The 17,614-nt window shown below is 69.0% G+C and carries 18 protein-coding genes; 7 read left to right on the top strand and 11 right to left on the bottom strand.

Annotation, left to right across the window (positions count from 1 at the left end; all coding sequences use genetic code 11):
• Nucleotides 1–391: Rossmann-fold NAD(P)-binding domain-containing protein (locus IEY70_RS18380; protein ID WP_505706058.1), on the top strand; the 391-nt coding region annotated here is incomplete at its 5' end.
• On the opposite strand, the gene IEY70_RS18375 is transcribed toward IEY70_RS18380, so the two are convergent.
• The 3 genes from IEY70_RS18375 to IEY70_RS18365 are packed head-to-tail and all read right to left on the bottom strand — an operon-like array spanning nucleotide 363 to nucleotide 3,148.
• Nucleotides 363–1,589 (bottom strand): LptA/OstA family protein, encoded by a 1,227-nt coding sequence (locus IEY70_RS18375; protein WP_189066476.1) that lies wholly within the window; start codon nucleotides 1,587–1,589, stop codon nucleotides 363–365. The genes IEY70_RS18380 and IEY70_RS18375 overlap by 29 nt on opposite strands.
• A 32-nt stretch (nucleotides 1,590–1,621) precedes the next feature.
• Nucleotides 1,622–2,521, bottom strand: a complete 900-nt coding sequence (locus tag IEY70_RS18370; RefSeq protein WP_373290822.1) for an LptA/OstA family protein — start codon at nucleotides 2,519–2,521, stop codon at nucleotides 1,622–1,624.
• A gap of 15 nt (nucleotides 2,522–2,536) precedes the next feature.
• Complete coding sequence (locus IEY70_RS18365) at nucleotides 2,537–3,148, bottom strand: hypothetical protein (protein ID WP_189066475.1); 612 nt, start codon at nucleotides 3,146–3,148, stop codon at nucleotides 2,537–2,539.
• 91 nt (nucleotides 3,149–3,239) lie between these two features.
• Here IEY70_RS18365 and IEY70_RS18360 point away from each other — a divergent pair, with 91 nt between their 5' ends.
• Nucleotides 3,240–4,010 (top strand): TatD family hydrolase, encoded by a 771-nt coding sequence (locus IEY70_RS18360; protein WP_189066474.1) that lies wholly within the window; start codon nucleotides 3,240–3,242, stop codon nucleotides 4,008–4,010.
• Nucleotides 4,011–4,107: 97 nt separating this feature from the next.
• Complete coding sequence (locus tag IEY70_RS18355; RefSeq protein WP_229778062.1) at nucleotides 4,108–4,704, top strand: nitroreductase family protein; 597 nt, start codon at nucleotides 4,108–4,110, stop codon at nucleotides 4,702–4,704.
• A gap of 11 nt (nucleotides 4,705–4,715) precedes the next feature.
• On the opposite strand, the gene IEY70_RS18350 is transcribed toward IEY70_RS18355, so the two are convergent.
• From IEY70_RS18350 to IEY70_RS18340, 3 genes are all read right to left on the bottom strand, one after another.
• Nucleotides 4,716–5,789: an alpha/beta hydrolase family protein gene (locus IEY70_RS18350; protein ID WP_189066473.1), complete on the bottom strand. Its 1,074-nt coding sequence runs from the start codon at nucleotides 5,787–5,789 to the stop codon at nucleotides 4,716–4,718.
• A 4-nt stretch (nucleotides 5,790–5,793) separates the two neighbouring features.
• Entirely contained in the window at nucleotides 5,794–6,789 is a 996-nt protein-coding gene (locus IEY70_RS18345; RefSeq protein ID WP_189066472.1) for an alpha/beta hydrolase family protein, read from the bottom strand.
• A gap of 122 nt (nucleotides 6,790–6,911) precedes the next feature.
• Complete coding sequence (locus IEY70_RS18340; RefSeq protein ID WP_189066480.1) at nucleotides 6,912–7,454, bottom strand: hypothetical protein; 543 nt, start codon at nucleotides 7,452–7,454, stop codon at nucleotides 6,912–6,914.
• 265 nt (nucleotides 7,455–7,719) lie between these two features.
• Between IEY70_RS18340 and IEY70_RS18335 the strand changes: the two genes are divergently transcribed.
• The gene (locus IEY70_RS18335) at nucleotides 7,720–9,015 is read left to right on the top strand and encodes an Ig-like domain-containing protein (protein WP_189066471.1); all 1,296 of its coding nucleotides are present in this window, start codon (nucleotides 7,720–7,722) and stop codon (nucleotides 9,013–9,015) included.
• A 40-nt stretch (nucleotides 9,016–9,055) separates the two neighbouring features.
• Nucleotides 9,056–11,710, top strand: coding sequence for a S8 family serine peptidase (locus IEY70_RS21390; protein ID WP_308425549.1), 2,655 nt, complete (start codon nucleotides 9,056–9,058; stop codon nucleotides 11,708–11,710).
• Between the two features lie 71 nt (nucleotides 11,711–11,781).
• Here IEY70_RS21390 and cmk read toward each other — a convergent pair whose 3' ends face one another.
• On the bottom strand, nucleotides 11,782–12,399 hold the full coding sequence (gene cmk, locus IEY70_RS18325) for a (d)CMP kinase (RefSeq protein WP_189066470.1): 618 nt from the start codon (nucleotides 12,397–12,399) through the stop codon (nucleotides 11,782–11,784).
• A gap of 113 nt (nucleotides 12,400–12,512) precedes the next feature.
• Between cmk and IEY70_RS18320 the strand changes: the two genes are divergently transcribed.
• Complete coding sequence (locus tag IEY70_RS18320) at nucleotides 12,513–13,304, top strand: peptidylprolyl isomerase (RefSeq protein ID WP_189066469.1); 792 nt, start codon at nucleotides 12,513–12,515, stop codon at nucleotides 13,302–13,304.
• A gap of 60 nt (nucleotides 13,305–13,364) precedes the next feature.
• Here the strand turns inward: IEY70_RS18320 and IEY70_RS18315 are convergent, their stop codons facing one another.
• From IEY70_RS18315 to IEY70_RS18300, 4 genes are read right to left on the bottom strand one after another with little or no spacing between them, the layout of a single operon-like run.
• The gene (locus IEY70_RS18315; RefSeq protein WP_189066468.1) at nucleotides 13,365–14,291 is read right to left on the bottom strand and encodes a class I SAM-dependent methyltransferase; all 927 of its coding nucleotides are present in this window, start codon (nucleotides 14,289–14,291) and stop codon (nucleotides 13,365–13,367) included.
• The gene (locus IEY70_RS18310) at nucleotides 14,288–14,677 is read right to left on the bottom strand and encodes a DUF7662 domain-containing protein (RefSeq protein WP_189066467.1); all 390 of its coding nucleotides are present in this window, start codon (nucleotides 14,675–14,677) and stop codon (nucleotides 14,288–14,290) included. Before IEY70_RS18310 ends, IEY70_RS18315 begins: the two co-directional genes overlap by 4 nt.
• A gap of 44 nt (nucleotides 14,678–14,721) precedes the next feature.
• The gene (trmB, locus tag IEY70_RS18305; protein ID WP_189066466.1) at nucleotides 14,722–15,717 is read right to left on the bottom strand and encodes a tRNA (guanine(46)-N(7))-methyltransferase TrmB; all 996 of its coding nucleotides are present in this window, start codon (nucleotides 15,715–15,717) and stop codon (nucleotides 14,722–14,724) included.
• On the bottom strand, nucleotides 15,714–16,484 hold the full coding sequence (locus IEY70_RS18300) for an FAD-dependent oxidoreductase (protein ID WP_189066465.1): 771 nt from the start codon (nucleotides 16,482–16,484) through the stop codon (nucleotides 15,714–15,716). Before IEY70_RS18300 ends, trmB begins: the two co-directional genes overlap by 4 nt.
• Nucleotides 16,485–16,570: 86 nt before the next feature.
• Here IEY70_RS18300 and IEY70_RS18295 point away from each other — a divergent pair, with 86 nt between their 5' ends.
• On the top strand, nucleotides 16,571–17,467 hold the full coding sequence (locus IEY70_RS18295) for an RluA family pseudouridine synthase (RefSeq protein WP_189066464.1): 897 nt from the start codon (nucleotides 16,571–16,573) through the stop codon (nucleotides 17,465–17,467).
• Nucleotides 17,468–17,614 lie beyond the last annotated feature (147 nt).

The following is a 17,614-nucleotide window of genomic DNA, read 5'->3' as shown; positions in this document are numbered from 1 at the left end:
GGTCATGGCCTGGAGTACCGCGACCGTCGCGGGCCTGCCCGTCGCGGACTTCATGGCGGCGCGGGGCCGCGCGTGGACGCCGGAGATCCGCGCGCAGATCGCGGCGGACACGCGCGGCGCGGCGGCGCAGATCATCAGCGGCAAACGCGCCACGTACTACGGGATCGGCGCGGCCCTGGCCCGCATCACCGAGCGGGTGCTGGGGGACCGGCGGGCCGTGCTGACCGTCAGCGCCCCCACCCCGGAATTCGGCGTGAGCCTGAGCCTGCCGCGCGTGGTAGGCCGGGGCGGCGTTCAGGACACGGTCCTGCCTGCCCTGAACGACACGGAACGCGCGGAACTGGCGGCCAGCGCCGACGTGCTCAGGGCGTCCCTGGCGACCCTGGACTGACCGGCGCCGGACTGACGGGCGCCGGGTTCACTGGAGCTGGGTTGACCGGCGGCAGCGGGTCGGTCGGTCCGGGGGTGGCCGGTTGTCCTCCGGCTGGAGCGGCGGGCGCGCTGGATGGCGTCGCACTGCCCGGCGCCGCCGCACCCGGCGTGTCGGTGTCCGTGAACTCGCCCGTGATGGTGCCGCCCTCGGCTTTCATGGCGTACACCTCGTTGCGGTCCAGGTCGTACACGATCACCCCGGCGCGCAGGGTGTCGCCGCCCTGCACGCTCTCGGCGGGCTGTTCGGCCGTGCCGTACAGGCGGGCCACGTTGCGGGTGTCGTCGTACTCGACCCGCGCGGCGCGGCTGACCCGCCCGCCCGCCGAGTTGAACACCACGTTCCCGACCAGGGTGGTCTTCTCGTCGTCCACGCTGACCTCGATACGGTCACTCTGCCCGGTCAGGGGATCGGTGTCGCTGCGGCGCGTGAACTTAATTGGCCCGTCGATGCGGGCCACGCCGTCGGCGCTGTCGTACAGCAGTTTCTGCCCGCGCAGTTCCGTGCGGCCCTGCGTGACCAGCACGGTGTCCGGCGCGGGTTCCGGGGTGGCCTGCACCTCGCAGCGGGCCAGGCGGTCGGTGGTGTCGGGCGGCACCTTACCCGGTTCCAGATCTCCCGGTTCCAGGAAACGGCCCGTGCCGGCGCTGGCCTCCACGCGGCCGTCACTGCCGTCCTGCCCGTCTTTCGGGGCGTTCTGCGTGACCACGGCCAGCGGCACGCGGATCACGTTCTTGTCGATGGTGATCTGCACGCCGCCCGCACCGGTCTCGCTGAACACCGCCAGGGTCGGCGCGCCCTCCGGGTCGTCCGGGAGCGGCTGGCACAGCGCGAAGATGCCCGTGGTGTCGTCCGTGCCGGTCTTGACGATCACGATGCGGCGGTCCTTACCGTCCTTCTCGCTGCGGCGCACCAGGGTCAGGCTGGACTGCTCGGCCCCGGCATCCGGCGCGGCGTCCGGCACGGCGTCTGGGGTGAGGGACGGTTGCGGCGCCGCCCCGGCAGGGGTTGTCTCAGCTGGCGTGCCCTGGGTGGGGGCGGCCTGACTGGGCTCAGCCTGACTGGGTTCGGTCTGCTGCGCCCGCCCGCCCGGCACCACACTCGCGGCCGCCAGCAGCGCGGTCAGGAGTGCAGTGACGGTCAGGCGGGTGCGGGGCATGCGCGCAGTCTACTTCCCGTTCCCTGCGGTCGTTACTTCTCGCCGCGCAGCTTGAACTGCTCGGTGGGGATCTTGTACGCCGAGTTCAGGGCGCGCACGCGGCCCAGGTCGGTGCGCTGCTCCAGGTAGCCGCTGGCCGGGGCCTTGACGGTCACCTTGCTCTTGCTGTCCACGCTGACGGCGTTCCCGACCACGTACGCCACGTTCCTGCGGTCGTCGTAGTACACGGCGTCGCCGGTGGTGGTGGTGGTGCCCTGCACGAGTTTCACGCCGCTGCGCACGTACAGCGTCTTGGTCTTGGTGAGCGCGCGGACCTCCTGGCCGGTGATGACCAGTTCCTTCTGGTTCCCCTTGGCGGCGCGGGTCAGGCTGGGTTTGCCGGTCATCTGGGCCAGTTCGCGGTCCTCGTCGAACACCAGTTTGTCGGCCTGTCCGTTCTGCGTGCCGGTGGAGAGGGTCACGCCGCCCGTGCTGGTGGACACGTTGTTGTCCACGTCGAGGCTCATCTGCGCGGCCTTGATGCTGACGGTGTCGCCGTCCTCCTTCTTCTCGGGGATGAAGGTGGCGCTGGCATTGCCGCTCAGGACGCCCTGTCCGGTCGTCTCGTCGTACGCGAGGGCGCTGCCGCCAGCGGTGAGGCGGCCGCGCGTGACCTTCACGGCGCCGGTGAAGTTCGCGGTACGTTTGCCTTTCGCCTCGATCAGCGGCGTGCCCTTCGGTGCGGCCAGCACGGCCTGGGACGCCTCGATGTTCAGGGTACTGACCTTCGCCTTCACGGGACTGCCGGTGAAGGTCAGTGGGCCGTTGCGCACGTCGCCGCGCGGGCCGCCCTGGATGGTGATCAGTCGGTTGGTCGCGTCGGCCTGCGCCAGCACGGGCGCGGCGAGGGTCAGGAGGGCCAGCAGGGACACGGTCTTGGTGCGGTTCATCATGGGACTCCTTGAAGGTCAGGCTCCGGGGACGCGCTGGCCGTTCTCGCAGCGTTCCGTGCCGTCCAGGTCGTATTGCAGGGTCGAAGTGTCGTTGTCGGAATCCTCGATGTTGAAGTCGAAACTCATGCGGAGCTTCTCGACGTGCCCGGTCATGAGCGGCGAGTCGAGTTCCGCGACCGGCGCGCTGAAGCCGCTGCCCTGCTCGATCTTCACGGGCGTCTGCTCGGTGCCCTGAAGGTCGATGTCGGCACACTGCTGCACCAGCGTGATGCGCGCCTGACGGGTGGTCATGTTGTCCTGCCCGTCGATGGTCAGGTCCGGGGCGCTCAGGGTGGCGTCCAGCGTCTGGCGGCCCGTCAGAGCACCCGAGGCGTCCCGCTCGCGCAGCAACCGCTGCCCCTCGCCCAGCTCGGTCAGGCGCGTCTCGCTGATCAGCGGGTCGTTCGTGACCTGCCCCGCCTGGAACTGCCACACGGCGTCCGGGTCGCGGGATGGGTACAGCGTGAGCTGCACGCCGGACAGGACGGCGCCGGTGGGTACGGCCGCGCGGTCCGCGCCGGGCAGCAGCGCGAAGATCAGGGCGAACCCCACGATGCCCGTCAGGGCGTACAGGCCGAGTTTCTGCACGGGCGCACTCTAGCGCGCCCCTCTCATGAGAGTGGTGGGGATTGGGTGGGAGGCACCCCACCCCGCCCGCCACGCGCTTACCCTGGGCGGCATGATCGACTCTCACACCCACCTCGACTACATCGACGATCCGGCGGGCGCGCGCGGCGAACTGGGCCTGAACGCCATGATCTGCATCGGCGCCAGCCCCCAGCACGCCCGGAACGCCGTGGCGCTGGCCGAACAGTTTGAAGACGTGTATGCCACGGTCGGCCTGCACCCCACCGACACCGACGAGGACAGCCCGGACGCCCGCACGCAGATCGAGGCGCTCGCCGGGCACCCACGCGTGGTCGGCATCGGCGAGAGCGGCCTGGACGACTACTGGGACGACACGAAACGCGCCGCGCAGGTCTCGGCCTTCGAGTGGCAACTGGACCTCGCGCGGCGCAGCGGGAAGGTGCTGGTCATCCACACCCGCGACAAGGCCGGGCAGGACAGCGCCCACCGGGGCGTGATGGACGTGCTGCGCGACTGGCCGGACGTGCCGGTGATCCTGCACTGCTTCAGCGGGCACCCGGACCTGCTGCGCTTCGGACTGGAACGCGGCGAGCACACGTACTTCGGGTTCGCGGGAAATACCACGTACAAGAACGCGCAGGAGATCCAAGCGGCCGCCCGCGACCTGCCCCTAGGGCGGATGCTGCTGGAAACCGACGCGCCATTCCTGGCCCCCGTCCCCAAACGCGGCAAGCCCAACCGGCCCGGCTACGTGCGCCACACCCTGGAATTCATTGCGGCCCTGCGCGGCCTGGACCCCGCCGAACTGGAAACCGCGACCGACGCGAACACCCGCCGGGCGTACGGGCTGCCGCTGGAGTGAGGGATGGACATGATGCCTCGACACCGCCCGGCACGTGAGCCTCACCCTGAGCCTGGAAGCCCTTTCTCTGCCCTGAGACACGCGGCATAGTGGGAGCATGACGACGCTGGACACTCCTTTCCCCCCCGCTGCCCTGACCGTGCTGGACGTGATCCGTTCGCGCCGCACGGTGGATATCGGTCTGCTGAGGCCGGACCCGGTGCCTCGCGAGGTGGTGGAGGCCATTCTGGAGGCGGGGATCTGGGCGCCGAATCATGGGCGCACCGAGCCGTGGCGCTTCACGGTGTTCACGGGTGCGGGCCGCGCGCAGCTGGCCGAGGTATTTGCGCAGGCGTACGCGGCGGGCAGCGCGCCGGACCGGGAGGACGGGGCGGCGCTGGAGGCGCAGCGGGCGCGGGCGTGGCGGGCGCCGCTGTGGATCAGTCTGGAACTGCACATGCCCGAGAAACCGAAGATGCCCGAGTGGGAGGAGCAGGCGGCGCTGGCGTGCGCGGCGCAGAACATGTGGCTGGCGGCCACGGCGTTCGGGCTGGTCGGGAAGTGGGTGAGCGGCCCGGTGATGGTCAGTCCGGTGGCGGCGCAGGCGCTGGGCGCCCCGAAACTGCTGGGCCTGCTGGTGCTGGGGTACCCGGCGGCCGAGCGGCATACGGCGACCCGCGCGCCGCTGGCGGACAAGGTGACCTGGGTGGAGTGACCTCCTGACCGTTACAGGTTGTCCTTGAAGAACTGCACGCTGCGGTTCAGGGCGACGCGCAGGTTGCCGGACAGGTTGTGGTTGTCGCCTTCGTAGCGGTACGCTTCGACGCCCTGCCCGGCGTTTCTCAGGTCGTCCGCGAGGTTCTTCTGGAACGAGTAAGGCACGTCCTTGTCGTTCGTGCCGTGGTGCAGCTGGATGGGCCGGCCGTTCAGTTCCCGCAGGTACGCGTTGGGGCTCAGGAGGCGCAGGTAGCGGCGGTTCAGGGCGTCCAGGGTGCGCGGCTCGCCGGGGGGTGGGTTCCAGTCGGTGGCGAGGACGTCGTAACTGGCGATCACGCCCGCCCACAGCGAGGCGGCTTTCAGGCTGGGGTCCACGATCATGGCTTTCAGGCTCAGCTGGCCGCCCATGGAGTGGCCCCACAGGCCCATCCGGGCGGCGTTCACGCGCGGGTCGCGTTTCAGGCTGGCGGCGGCGTTCAGGACGTCCACGGTGTAACCGGGGTCGTTGTACCCGCCGCGTGCCTCTCCCTCGCTGCTGCCGTGCCCCCGGTAGTCGCTTTTCAGCGTGACGAAGCCCGCGCGGGCAAAGGCGTCCTGGTACGCCACGTAGCGTTCGGTGGTGCGGTACTCGGCGGGCGGGATGTACCCGTGGTTGAACACGATGGCGGGCCAGCCGCCCTGCGGGGGCGTGCCGCGCGGAACGGTCAGCAGCGCGTTGATGCGCAGCCCCTCCGACTGGTAGCTGACGACCTGCCGGGTGTAGTTGCTGCCCGGAGCCAGGGTCTGCCGCACGGTCAGGGCGCTGCCGGGGTACTCGCGGGCTTTCAGGGCCTGGATGCTGATGGGGTTGCGGGCCACGGCGGCCTTCAGGGCGGTGTCGCTGAGGTTCCGGAGGGGACCGGCGGGTTCAGGCGCTACCGGGTCGCCTGCCGGGGGGTTCCCGGCCGACGGGTTTCCGGCTGGCGTGCTCTGCCCCGAGGTGTTCCAGGGCACCTTCAGCGGCAGCGATTCCGGCTGCGTGACCGCCACGAACGCCGCCCCCAGGATCAGCGCCAGCAGCACGAAGTTGATCAGGCGGCGCATGACGTTACAGCCGCTCCCGGAAGAATTTCACGCTGCGGTCCAGTGCCACGCGCAGGTTCCCGGACAGGTTGTGGTTGTCGCCGGGGTACACGTAACTGCCGCCCAGTTTTCCCAGCGGGCGCAGTTGCGCGGCCAGGGTCGTGTGGAACGCGACGGGCACGTCCTCGTCGTTCGTGCCGATGTGCAGTTGCAGCGGGCCGCCCAGGTCACGCAGGTAGGTGTTCGCGCTGAGTTTGTTCCAGAAGGTGGGGTTGTCGCGGGGCGTGCCGTACTTCGCCACGGCCTGCCTGCGCAGGTTCAGCACGGCGCTGGGAATGCTGGCCGGGACGGGCGCACGGCGCGTCCAGCTGTTCATGAGCTGATCGTAATCACCCACCACGCCCGCCCAGATCACACCGGCCTTCACGCTGGGATCGATGGCCATGGCGCGCAGGCTCAGGAAGCCGCCCATGGAGTGCCCCCACATGCCGATCCGCGCCGGGTTCACGCGCGGGTCACGCCTGAGGCTGCCCAGGGCGTTCATCACGTCCGTGGTGTAGCCCGGTGCGTAGTACCCGCCGAGCGCCTCGCCCTGACTGCTGCCGTGCCCCCGGTAGTCGCTTTTCAGGGTGACGAAACCCGCCCGCGCGAAGGCGTCCTGGTACGCCACGTACCGTTCCGTGGTGCGGTACACCTTCGGAGGCACGTACCCGTGGTTGAACACGATGGCGGGCCACCCTCCCCTGGGCGGCGTGCCGCGCGGCACGGTCAGCAGCGCGTTAATGCGCAGGCCATCGGACTGGTAGCTGACCACCTGCCGGGTGTAGTTGCTGCCCGCCGCCAGGGTCTGCCGGACCGTCAGGGCGCTGCCCGGATACCCGCCCTTCTGGAAGGTCTGCCGGGCCGCCGGGATGCTCATCTGCGCGGCGTCCACGCGGGCCAGCGCCGCAGCAGACTGCGCGGACGCCACGGACAGGGAAGGCAACAGCAGGACGGGCAACAGGGGCAGGAGGCGGATCATGCCTCACCGTAGACGGCCCGCACCGCCTGAACAGCGTCCAGGGCAACGTTCGGCCCTTATGAGAGCCGTCAGACGGCCCTCAAGGAACGGATCGCGTGCGCGGGCGTGGCGGCCCGGCCAGGTCAGCGGCTCAGGTCGTAGTCGCGCAGCGTCGTGAAGGCGCTGGGGTTCCCAGCACCCAGCGGCCGGGACTGGTCGTACAGGTTCCAGCCGCTGCTGAGAGTCATGGCGGGCAGAGCCTCGGCCCCACCCAGGAAGTCCGGCAGGTTCACGCCCGCAAAATTCCCATTGACCGGACTGACGATCAACCACTGCCGGTTCCGCGCGAACTTCTCGCCCACGTTGTACTTCGTGTCGTTGTTGGCGTCGTCGAACACCACGACCTGATACACGCCCGCCACGTTGAACGCGCCGGGCTTCGGCAGGTCGAACCCGAACTCCCAGCTGTTCAGACCGCCGCTCACGAGGTTCTGACCGATCGCACTGTCGTTCTTGACCACACCGGGAATGCCCGTGCCGACCAGCGCCAGACGCAGGCGCGGACTGCTGCCCCAGTCGCCCGACACGCGGCCGCTGAGCGGGTAGGTTTCGGGGGCCTGCACACCCTGCGGGGCGCAGGCACTCAGGGAACCAAGGATCAGAAGGGCAGGCAGCACGGAACGCATCACGCTGCCCAGAATACCGGACGCCCCCCACCCACCGCAGCTGACCTGCCCATCCCCCTGAGAGACGACCCACCAACTGACCTGAGTTGCAGCTGAGAATCGATTAAGAAGCCCTTGTGAACACTCCCTGTGAGCGTTATATTTGTTTTCCATAGCAACACAAAGCCTGATCTCACATCAGGTTCCTGAAGGGTCACGCATGCCGCGTTCCGGCAGTGTCGGGCACCTCCCGACCACGCGTCATCCCAGGGATCAAGGAGACCCCATGAAGCGATTCGGTTCCCTTTCACTTCTTACCCTGACCGCCGCACTGACAGCGTGCGGCGTCGGCCCTGTCGACCTCACCGGACCCACCCTGACCCTCAGCGCCAGCTTCAAGACCGTGAACACCGGCACCACCGTGACCTTCACGGCCAATGCCAACGATCCCAGCGGCGTTGACCGCGTGGAGTTCTACAAGGGCACCACCCTGATCGCCACGGACACCACCGCGCCCTACACGACCAGCGCCACGTACACTGCCGCCGACAACGGCACGCAGACCATCACCGCCAAGGCCTACGACAACGGCAACAACGTCAGCACGGCCAGTGAGACCGTGACGGTCAACATCAGCACCGCCAAGCCAGCCGCGAGCGTCACCGCCAGCGCCAGCACCCTGATCAATGCGGGCAGCGTGACCTTCACCGCCACTGCCACCGACGACATCGGCGTGACCAAGGTCGAGTTCTACGACAACGGCAAACTGATCGCCACCGACACGACCGCGCCCTACTCGGCCAGCGCTGCCTATACCGTCACCGATAACGGCGTGCACACCATCATGGTCAAAGCCTACGATGCCGACGGAAACGTGGGAGAAGCCAGCACCACCGTGACGATCGCCGTGGACTCAACAGCTCCGACCGTCAGTCTCGTACCCAGCGCCACCACGATCGTAAGCGCAGGCACCGTGACCTTCGACGTCAAGGCCACCGACAACACGGGCGTGACCAAAGTCGAGTTCTACGACAACGGCAAACTCATCGCCACCGACACGGCCGCACCCTACTCGGCCAGCGCAGCGTACGCCTTCGCGGATAACGGCACTCACGCCATCATGGTCAAGGCATACGACGCCAGCGGTAACGTGGGCGAAGCCAGCGCCACCGTCACGGTCGCCATTGCCGACGCGAACGAACCGAACGACAGTGTGGCCGCCGCCACGACCCTGACGGTCGGCACGCCCATCAAGGGCGCCATTGCCGCGCAGGGCCGCGACCACGATTACTTCAAGTTCACGGCCGCTGCCGGTGAGATGCTGAAACTGACCGTCCGGAGCGTCAGCGTGGACGCCGCCAGCACCCTGGACCCCTACGTGATGATCCTGATGCCCGACGGCGTGACCGTCCTGGAAAAAGACGACGACAGCGGCAACGGAATGGAATCCGAGATCCGCTTCAACGCGCCGGTCGCCGGGACGTACACGGCCGTCGTGACCAGCTTCGACATTCACGATTCCCCTACCGCCACCGACGACCGGGCCACGAACACCTACCAGATCGACCTGACCCGCCGCTGAGCCTCTGCCCCTGCTTACCTCTGAACTCAAGGAGTTTCCTGTGAAGAACACGGTCAAATCACTTTCCCTGCTGAGTCTCGCGCTGGTCCTGGGGGCCTGCGGTACCAGCACGCCCACGGCCTCGGCACCCACCGGTTCGCTCACCAACCGCGCCAGCACCCTGAAGGCCACGCCGAACGTCCCGACCCGCTGGTTCGTGGAACTGGCCGGTGATCCCACCGCGATGAGCGTGCAGAGCGTGACCGGTCAGCAGGCCACGTTCCGCGCGCAGGCCGCGCAACTGGGCATCAAGTACCAGGAGGTGCGCAGCTTCCAGACGCTGTTCAACGGGTTCTCCGTGCAGGCCAGCGAGGCGGAAATCAACCGCATGTCGCGCCTGCCCGGCGTGCTGGGCGTGTACCCCGTCAAGGAGATCGCCGCGCCGAAGGTGGAGGTCAACCTGACCGACGCCCTGACGCCCGACATGTTCTCGGCGATCAAGATGACCGGCGCGGACATCGCGCAGAACGAACTGGGCCTGACCGGCAAGGGCATCAAGGTCGGCGTGATCGATACCGGCGTGGACCTGGAGCACCCGGCCTTCGCGGGCCGCGTGGTCGCGCAGTACGACTTCGTGGGTGACGACTACGACTTCGGCCTGACCCCGAAACCCGACCCCATCGCGGACGACTGCGGCGGTCACGGGTCGCACGTGGCCGGGATCGTGGGCGGCAACGACGCCAGCAAGGGCTTCAAGGGCGTGGCGCCCGAGGTCAGCTTCGGCGCGTACCGCGTGTTCGGCTGCGACGGCAGCACGGGCGAGGACATCATGATCGCCGCCATGGAACGCGCGTACATGGACGGCATGCAGGTCGTGAACCTCAGCATCGGGTCGGCCTTCGAGAACTGGGAAGGCACGCCGTCGGCGAAGGTCGGCAGCCGCATGGTCAAGAAGGGCATGGTTGTGGTGGCGTCTGCCGGGAACAGCGGCGCCAGCGGCCAGTACTCCATGGGCGGCGTGACCATGGGCGACAACGTGATCTCGGTCGCGTCGGTCAGCAACACGGAAATCGAGGTCAAGAGCTTCACGCTCAGCGCGGACGGCAGCAAGGTCGGGTACTTCGCCGCGACCGGCGCGCCGGAGGCGACGGTCGGCACCACCCTGCCCATCGGGAAGAACCCCACCAGCAGCCCCACCACCACCAACGACGGGTGCCTTGTGGGCGGCGCGAATCCGTTCGCGCCCGGCAGCCTGACCGGTCAGGCCGTCCTGATCCGCCGTGGCAGCTGCACCTTCTACGAGAAGTCCAAGAACGCCCAGGACGCCGGGGCCAAGGCCGTGATCCTGTACAACAACACCGCCGGGTACATCAGCCCCACCGTGGCGGGCGCCACCGAGATCAGCATTCCGGTCGTGTCGATCAGCGCGGCGGACGGCGCGAAGATCAGCGGCCTGATCGCCGGCGGTACCAGCATGACCTTCCTGAGCGGCACCATCAACATTCCCAGCCCCACGGCGAACACGCTGGATACGTACTCCTCGTACGGCATGAGCGCTGACCTGGAACTGAAACCCGACATCGCCGCGCCCGGCGGGAACATCCGCAGCGCGTACCCCCTGGAGAAAGGGAACGGCGGGTACGCCACCCTCAGCGGCACCAGCATGGCCTCCCCGCACGTGGCGGGCGCCGCCGCGCTGATGCTGCAGGCCTACCCGAACACGAAGGCCAAGGACATGCGCGGCCTGCTGATGAACAGCGCCACGCTGCGCTGGTACCGCGCGGCCAGCGGCACGCTGTTCACCGGGTACCCCGATTACGTGCAGCGTCAGGGCGCGGGCATGGTGGACATCGTCGGGTCGTACTACAGCACCGTGCGCGCCGAACCCAACAAGCTCAGCCTGGGTGAGAGCGCCACCTTTGCCACGCGCAACAAGGTGGTCGTGCTGAAGAACATCTTCAGCCGCAACGAGACCTTCACGGCGTACCACTACCCGGCCCTGACGATCGGCGGCACCACCCTGGCCCCCGTCGCCCTGACCGATTACGCCACCATGACCATCAACGGTCAGGACGCCGACAAGACCGATGTGGCCGTGACCGTGCCCGCCAATGGCGAGACCGAACTGAACGTCGTGATCACGCCCCCCGCAGGGGCGCCCGACAAGGCCCAGTACGGCGGGTACATCGTGCTGGAAAGCAAGTCCGGCCAGAACATGGTGATCCCCTACAGCGGCTTCAAGGGCGACTACCAGAGCATCCAGGTGCTCGGGAACCTGACTGTCAGCGGTCAGAGCCAGGACTTCCCGGCGCTGTTCGACGACAAGGAAGACACCTACTACCTGGAGGGCGAGGCGGTCACCACGCCCATCGACTACACCATGGCAGACACGGATACCCCGTACGTGCTGGCGCAGATCAGCCACCAGGCCCGCAAACTGACCCTGGAACTGCTCGACGGGAACGGCGCGGTCGTGGACACCCTGCTCAAGCAGGAGTACCTGGGCCGCAACTGCACCAACAACATCGCGCAGACCAGCAGCACCTGCGACGCCTACAACACCTACGCCTGGGACGGCAAACTGAGCAGCGGCAGCAACGCCGCGAACGGCACGTACCAGCTGCGCATCAAGGTCCTGAAAGCGCAGGGGAACGAGAACGTCGCCAGCGACACCGAGGTGTACACCACCCAGAAATTCAACGTCGCGCGCCCCTGAGCGCCTGAACCCAACGAAACGCCGCCCCGTAGACTGGGGCGGCGTTCTCCATTCGGGTCAGGGCAGGCGGGTCAGGGCAGGCGGGTCAGGATGGTATCGATCACGCCCTGAAGGTCCAGCGGGCCGGTGTCGATCACCAGCGCGTCGGGCGCGGGGGCGCTCTGCACGGTGTCCAGTTCGTCGCGGCGTTGCAGGGCCGCCTCGATGGCAGGCACGTCCTCCGGGCGTTCGCGGGCTCGGCGCTCGGCGCGGATGCGGGCGCTGGCCGTCAGGTAGAACTTGTGACTGGCGTGCGGGAACACGTTGGTGCCCATGTCGCGGCCCTCGGCCACGAACGGTTCGGGCAGGGCGCGCAGCTGGGCGTCCACCCACTCGCGCACCTCCGGCAGGGCCGCCACGACGCTCACGCCCCGGTCCACGCGGCTCGAGTGCAGGTCGTCCGTGAGTTCACGTTCGCCCTGCCACACGCGGTTCCCGCCGGCCAGGGGTTCCAGCCGGACCGGGTGTGCGCCCAGCAGGGTCAGCAGGCCGGGAGCGGCGTGCAGGTCCAGGCTCGCCTCGAGGCCCAGCAGGGTCGCGGCGCGGTACAGCAGGCCGCTGCTCACGTAGGGCACGCCGAGCGCCTGCGCGACACCCGAGGACACGCTGGATTTTCCGCTGGCGGCCACGCCATCAATGGTCACGATCATCAAGAGGGCAGTGTAGCGCACGGCCCTCAACCGCCCAGGCGGCCGGTAACGGTGGGGGCTGCATCTTCCGGGTGACGCGCCGCCCGTCCGGGCCGCTACACTGGTGGGTAACAATGAAACACGCTGCCCTGATCCTGACCGCGCTCCTTGCCCTGACCGCCTGCCAGAAGAAGGACGACGCGGCCGCCACCCAGACCGACACGACCCAGACCGACAGTGCCCAGACGGACACGGCCGCCACGGACACCCCCGCCACCGACACGGCCGCCACCGACACGCCGGCCGCCGGTCCCGCCGTGACCGAACCCGGCGCGGTCCCCGCCGGGTACACGCTCGTCCCGGAACTGAGCGCCAAGCCCGTCCGCGAATTTGGGGCCGAGCCGGACATGGCCCTGACCGACGGGAAGGACTACTACGCCCTGATCGACACCAGCCGCGGGCAGATCCTCGCGGACCTGTACGAGCAGGAAACGCCGGTCACGGTGAACAACTTCGTGTTCCTGGCCCGCAACCACTACTTCGACGGCATCCGCTTCCACCGCGTGATCGACGGGTTCATGGCGCAGACCGGCGACCCCAAGAGCGTCGACGAGGCGAAGAAAGCCGAGTGGGGCACCGGCGGCCCCGGCTACAGCTTCGCGGACGAGTTCCGGCAGAAACTGACCTTCAACAGCGGCGGCATTCTCGCCATGGCGAACAGCGGCCCCGCCACGAACGGCAGCCAGTTCTTCATCACGTTCGAACCCACCGAGTTCCTGAACGGCAAGCACACCATCTTCGGGAAGGTCGTGACCGGCGACGACACCCTGCCCAAACTGACCCGCACCATGGACCAGAGCAACGCCGAGATCGAGGGCGCCACCGCCGACGAGATCCTCAGCGTGCGCATCCTGACCAAGGGCTGAACCGCACCCGCTGGCGGCGCGCTTCCCATCCGGGCGGCGCGCCGCCGACCGTTCCAGCCTCTACAACTCCAGGTCGGTGGGGGTGGTCGTGTGGGCCGGAATGGCGGTCAGGAGCACCTCGTACTTGCCGGTCACGAACACCTTGAAGCCGTGTTTCTGGAGGCCGCGCCGGGCGTTCGTGACGTCGGCGGCGAGCAGGCTCAGGTCCGGGCGGGCGTAGTTGCGCATCCGGGCGCCGTACGAGAGGGTGCCGTCCCGGTAGCGGGCGTTCGGGTACCCCAGGATCAGGCCGCCGCCGGGGCTCAGGTGGTGGCGGCGCAGGGTGGCCAGCAGCACGTCCTGCGTGACGCCGGGGCTCTGGAGGAGGCTCAGGGCCAGGATCAGGTCGAAGCGGCCCAGTTCGGGCGGCAGGGCGTTCACGTCCGCCGCGTGGATGACCGCCTGGGGCCAGCGTTCGCGGGCGGCCTGCGCGGCGGCCGGGTCAAGGTCCACACCCACCACCTCGAAGGTGCGGTCCGGGAAGGCCAGGGGCAGGGCGTGCAGTTCATGCCCGGCGTTCACGCCCAGCGCCAGCACCCGCCCGCCCTGGGGGGGCTGCACGCGGCGCAGCGCCTCGACGAACGTCGCCAGGAAGATGGGGTCCTCCAGCTTGTTCACACGTGCCCAGTCGCCGTCCGGGCCGTACCCGGCATGGTCCGGGTCGCGGGCAGGAGCGTGGGCGCGCAGGGTCAGGCGCACCCGGCCCTCCCCTGCCCGGTCCGGGGTCAGCAGGTGCGCGCCGAGCAAATCGGCGAGGTCTGTCCAGGTGCTCCAGGGGCGGTGCGTGCCGTGCGGGGTTCCCTCGCCCGCGTAGCGGCCCAGGCCCGCGTCGGGGTCGGGCACCTCGAAACTTACCTCGCCCGCCGCGCGCAGCCGGTCACGCACGGCGGGGAGGATGACGCTCATGGGTTCGGTCGTGAAGTGGTGCGACACTGTTGTCCCTTTCATTCCTGGTGTTTTCTGAAACGCAGTGTTTCACTGGCGAGATCGACATCCTGAGAACGCCACCCTGGAGCCATCCAGGCGCGTGCCTGTGCGTGGGATGGATCATTCGCCCACCAGGCCCGGTGTTCCCTGGCGGATGCAGGCAGGCGTTCCCCCAGCCAGTCTTCGATCTGCGCGAATGAGAGCTGGGTGTCGGTGTCGGTCAACTGAGAAAACGCCTGGGCGAGACGGCTGTATTTCCGGCCGACCTTGATAGGCACTGGCACGGCTTTGTCCGTTCTGAGTGGCTCTATCGCCTTCCAGATGTCGGCGACGTTGGACTCGCTGGCAATCTCGAACTGCGCGATCTGCTGGCCGTTTTCCGAGACGGTGACCGTGAGTGTCTTCATGCAGACACTCTAAAACACCTTATACACTTTTACAAGGAGTGATTTTAGTACCCGTGGTGTTTGACGACGGCGCCCTGAGCCTCCAGCCAGCGGGTGACGACGCCCACGGCGGCTTTCACGCCGGTCGTGATGATGGGGCCACCGAACTTGGCGAGGCGCACGAGGTGCGTGCCGTCCTCGCGGGCGGTGATGCCGATCAGGACTTCCTGGGTCAGGTCGCCCTCGACGACGTGGGCCAGGACGACCCAGCCACCCACGCGCACTCCGGCGTACAGGTCAAGCAGGATGACGGTCCACGCGCCGCCTTCCTCGGCATTGCGGCTGCCGGGGTTGCGTTCGGTGATCTTCTGGAAGGTCTGGGGGGCGAAGGTGTCGGGCAGGGTCAGGACGGCGTGGGGCACGGCGGTGGGGTCCTCCGGGTAGGGTTCGGTGTGTCCGTGTGGGACGGGCGGGTGGGTGATGGGGATGAAGCGGGCGTGGTGGGCGCCGAGGCCCAGGTCGCGCCATTTGAGGGCGTACTTGGTTTCCAGTGCGGCGGCGGGCGGGTCGGTGATCTGGACCTGCATGACGCCGCTGGCCGCCGCCTCGGCGCACGCGAATTCGAAGTACTCGTCGTGGTCGGTGGTGAGCAGGATCATCCCGCCGGGTTTCAGGCGGCTGGCGGCCATGCGGAAGAACGGGGCGCGCAGCAGGCGGTGGTCGGTGTGTCCGGCCTTGGGCCAGGGGTCGGGGAAGTTCACGACGATCAGGTCCAGGCCTGCGTGCGGGATGACCTCGCGGATCAGGACGTCGGCGGGCAGTTTGGTCAGGATGGCGTTCGTCAGGTTCGCGTCCCGCAGGCGTCGGTTGGCTTTCAGGAGGGACACGCCGGACAGTTCCACGCCCAGGTAGTTGGGCGCCTCGGGGAAGGTCGTGGCGTGGTGCGGCCAGAAGCGCCCGTCTCCGAAACCGACTTCCAGTACCCAGGGGCGGCCTGGGGTGTCCGGGTACAGGCGCGCGGCGCTGTCGGGGAACCGGAAGTCGCCGAGGCGGGCGATCATGCGCGCACCTCCGGCCACTCGGCCAGCAGGTCGTCGGCGAGGCGGGCGGCGTCTTGCAGCACGCTCTCGTAGGTGTGGTCGCCGGGCGTGCACTGGCCCAGCATCCGCACGCGTTCCAGGCGGTTGACGCGGAACCCGTCGAGTTCGGTGGGGGCGGGGGTCAGGAAGCGCACGTCGTACGGCGGTTCGACGCCCTCGCCCTCGGCGCGGCGTTCCGTCCCGATCAGCCAGATGCCGCTTGCGGTCAGGTCGTCTGCCAGGAAGTCGTACGCGACCTCGCTGAGGCGTCCGGCCTCGTCCATGGTGTCCCCGACCAGCAGGCGGCCCTTCAGGAACGCGCCGACGGCCAGCACGCACAGCCGCGCGTGCAGTTTCGGACCTTCCCAGGTCGAGAGCACGATCTGCCCCCCTCCATCGGGCACAGTTTCCTCGTCCAGCGCGGTGACGGTGCTCTGGAGCAGGTGAATGCCGCTCGTCTCTTCGATGCGGGCTTTCAGGTGGCGGTGGAAGGTCCAGCCGTCCGTGTCGGGGTGTAGCGCGGCGCGCACCTCTCCGAACAGGCTGTCCTGGGGGAAGGTCACGCCGCGCGTGTCCGGCTGGTACAGGTTCCCCAGGTGATCGAGCGCCTGCGAGACCAGCAGCACGTCCCGGCCGGCGCGGGCCAGCCGCCACGCCAGTTCCGTTCCGGCCAGCCCGGCGCCGACCACGGCCACGTCGTACAGGTGCCCCGGTTGCGGGCGACTTCTGGGGGAAACAGGACCAAACATCACAGGCCAGTGTAGAGGGTGGGCGCAGGCAACGGGCGGCGGGGCGCGGGAAGGACCGGACCCGCGTTCCGCGTACCCTGTCCTTCATGCCGGGCGACACGCCATCGAATAACGGGTTCGCGTTCCGTTCGCAGGTGCGGACGGGTGGGGAGAGCGTGCTGGCGTTCCTGACGCGCGAGTACCGGCACTCGGACGGGGCGACGTGGGCGGCGCGGCTGGCGGCGGGTGAGGTGGAGGTGCGGGGCGTGCAGGCGCGCGGGGACGATGTGCTGCGCGCCGGGGACGTGGTCGTGTGGCACCGCCCACCGTGGCGGGAGGCGGCGGCCCCGCTGGAGTACGCGGTGCTGCTGGAGGACGACGCGCTGGTCGCCGTGAGTAAGCCGTCCGGGCTGCCGACGCTGCCGGGCGCGGGGTTCCTGACGCACACGCTGCTGACGCAGGTGCGGCTGCGGTATCCGGGGGCCAGTCCGCTGCACCGGCTGGGGCGCGGCACGAGCGGCGTGGTGCTGTTCGCCCGTACCGGGGCGGCGGGCGCGGCGCTGTCCCACGCGTGGCGGGAGCACGAGGTCCAGAAGGTGTACCGGGCGCTGGGTGTGGGCGTGCCGGAGTGGGACACCCTGGACATCCGTACGCCTATCGGGCCGGTGACGCACCCGCGTCTGGGCAGCGTGTTCGCCGCCAGCGCGGACGGGAAGGCGTCGCGCAGCGTGGCGACCGTCCGCGAGCGCTGCGACCGCAGCACGCTGTTCGACGTGGAGATCCACACGGGCCGCCCGCATCAGATCCGCATTCACCTTGCCGCTGCCGGGCACCCGCTGGTCGGTGATCCGCTGTACGGCGTGGGCGGCGGCCCGCTGCGGGGACTGCCGGGCCTGCCGGGTGACCTGGGGTACGCGCTGCACGCCTGGACGCTGCGGTTCCGGCATCCGGTCACGGGGCAGCCAGTGCGGGTGGAGGCCCCGCCGCCCCCCGACCTGCGCTGATCCCCGGGCTGCACTGAGCTCCGAGGTGCGCTGAAGCCTGGGCCGTATCGAGGCCCTGGGCTGTCAGAGGCCGGACAGGTGACCTCCTGAATACTGGGCGCATGTCTGCCCCAGCCCCCCTGCGTCCGTCCGGCCCGCGTGGGGGGC

The sequence above is a fragment of the Deinococcus seoulensis genome (assembly GCF_014648115.1).
In the GTDB taxonomy this organism is placed as follows: Bacteria; Deinococcota; Deinococci; order Deinococcales; family Deinococcaceae; genus Deinococcus; species Deinococcus seoulensis.
The sequence above is the reverse complement of the archived record's forward strand: the minus strand, read 5'-3'. Positions and strand labels throughout refer to the sequence as shown.

What these genes read in the sequence shown, in the direction of transcription:
- IEY70_RS18375 (WP_189066476.1), bottom strand. Translation starts at nt 1,589, where the DNA reads ATGCCCCGCACCCGCCTGACCGTCACTGCACTCCTGACCGCGCTGCTG.
- IEY70_RS18370 (WP_373290822.1), bottom strand. Translation starts at nt 2,521, where the DNA reads ATGATGAACCGCACCAAGACCGTGTCCCTGCTGGCCCTCCTGACCCTC.
- IEY70_RS18360 (WP_189066474.1), top strand. Translation starts at nt 3,240, where the DNA reads ATGATCGACTCTCACACCCACCTCGACTACATCGACGATCCGGCGGGC.
- IEY70_RS18355 (WP_229778062.1), top strand. Translation starts at nt 4,108, where the DNA reads ATGACGACGCTGGACACTCCTTTCCCCCCCGCTGCCCTGACCGTGCTG.
- IEY70_RS18350 (WP_189066473.1), bottom strand. Translation starts at nt 5,789, where the DNA reads ATGCGCCGCCTGATCAACTTCGTGCTGCTGGCGCTGATCCTGGGGGCG.
- IEY70_RS18345 (WP_189066472.1), bottom strand. Translation starts at nt 6,789, where the DNA reads ATGATCCGCCTCCTGCCCCTGTTGCCCGTCCTGCTGTTGCCTTCCCTG.
- IEY70_RS18340 (WP_189066480.1), bottom strand. Translation starts at nt 7,454, where the DNA reads ATGCGTTCCGTGCTGCCTGCCCTTCTGATCCTTGGTTCCCTGAGTGCC.
- IEY70_RS18335 (WP_189066471.1), top strand. Translation starts at nt 7,720, where the DNA reads ATGAAGCGATTCGGTTCCCTTTCACTTCTTACCCTGACCGCCGCACTG.
- cmk (WP_189066470.1), bottom strand. Translation starts at nt 12,399, where the DNA reads ATGATCGTGACCATTGATGGCGTGGCCGCCAGCGGAAAATCCAGCGTG.
- IEY70_RS18320 (WP_189066469.1), top strand. Translation starts at nt 12,513, where the DNA reads ATGAAACACGCTGCCCTGATCCTGACCGCGCTCCTTGCCCTGACCGCC.
- IEY70_RS18315 (WP_189066468.1), bottom strand. Translation starts at nt 14,291, where the DNA reads ATGAAAGGGACAACAGTGTCGCACCACTTCACGACCGAACCCATGAGC.
- IEY70_RS18310 (WP_189066467.1), bottom strand. Translation starts at nt 14,677, where the DNA reads ATGAAGACACTCACGGTCACCGTCTCGGAAAACGGCCAGCAGATCGCG.
- trmB (WP_189066466.1), bottom strand. Translation starts at nt 15,717, where the DNA reads ATGATCGCCCGCCTCGGCGACTTCCGGTTCCCCGACAGCGCCGCGCGC.
- IEY70_RS18300 (WP_189066465.1), bottom strand. Translation starts at nt 16,484, where the DNA reads ATGTTTGGTCCTGTTTCCCCCAGAAGTCGCCCGCAACCGGGGCACCTG.
- IEY70_RS18295 (WP_189066464.1), top strand. Translation starts at nt 16,571, where the DNA reads ATGCCGGGCGACACGCCATCGAATAACGGGTTCGCGTTCCGTTCGCAG.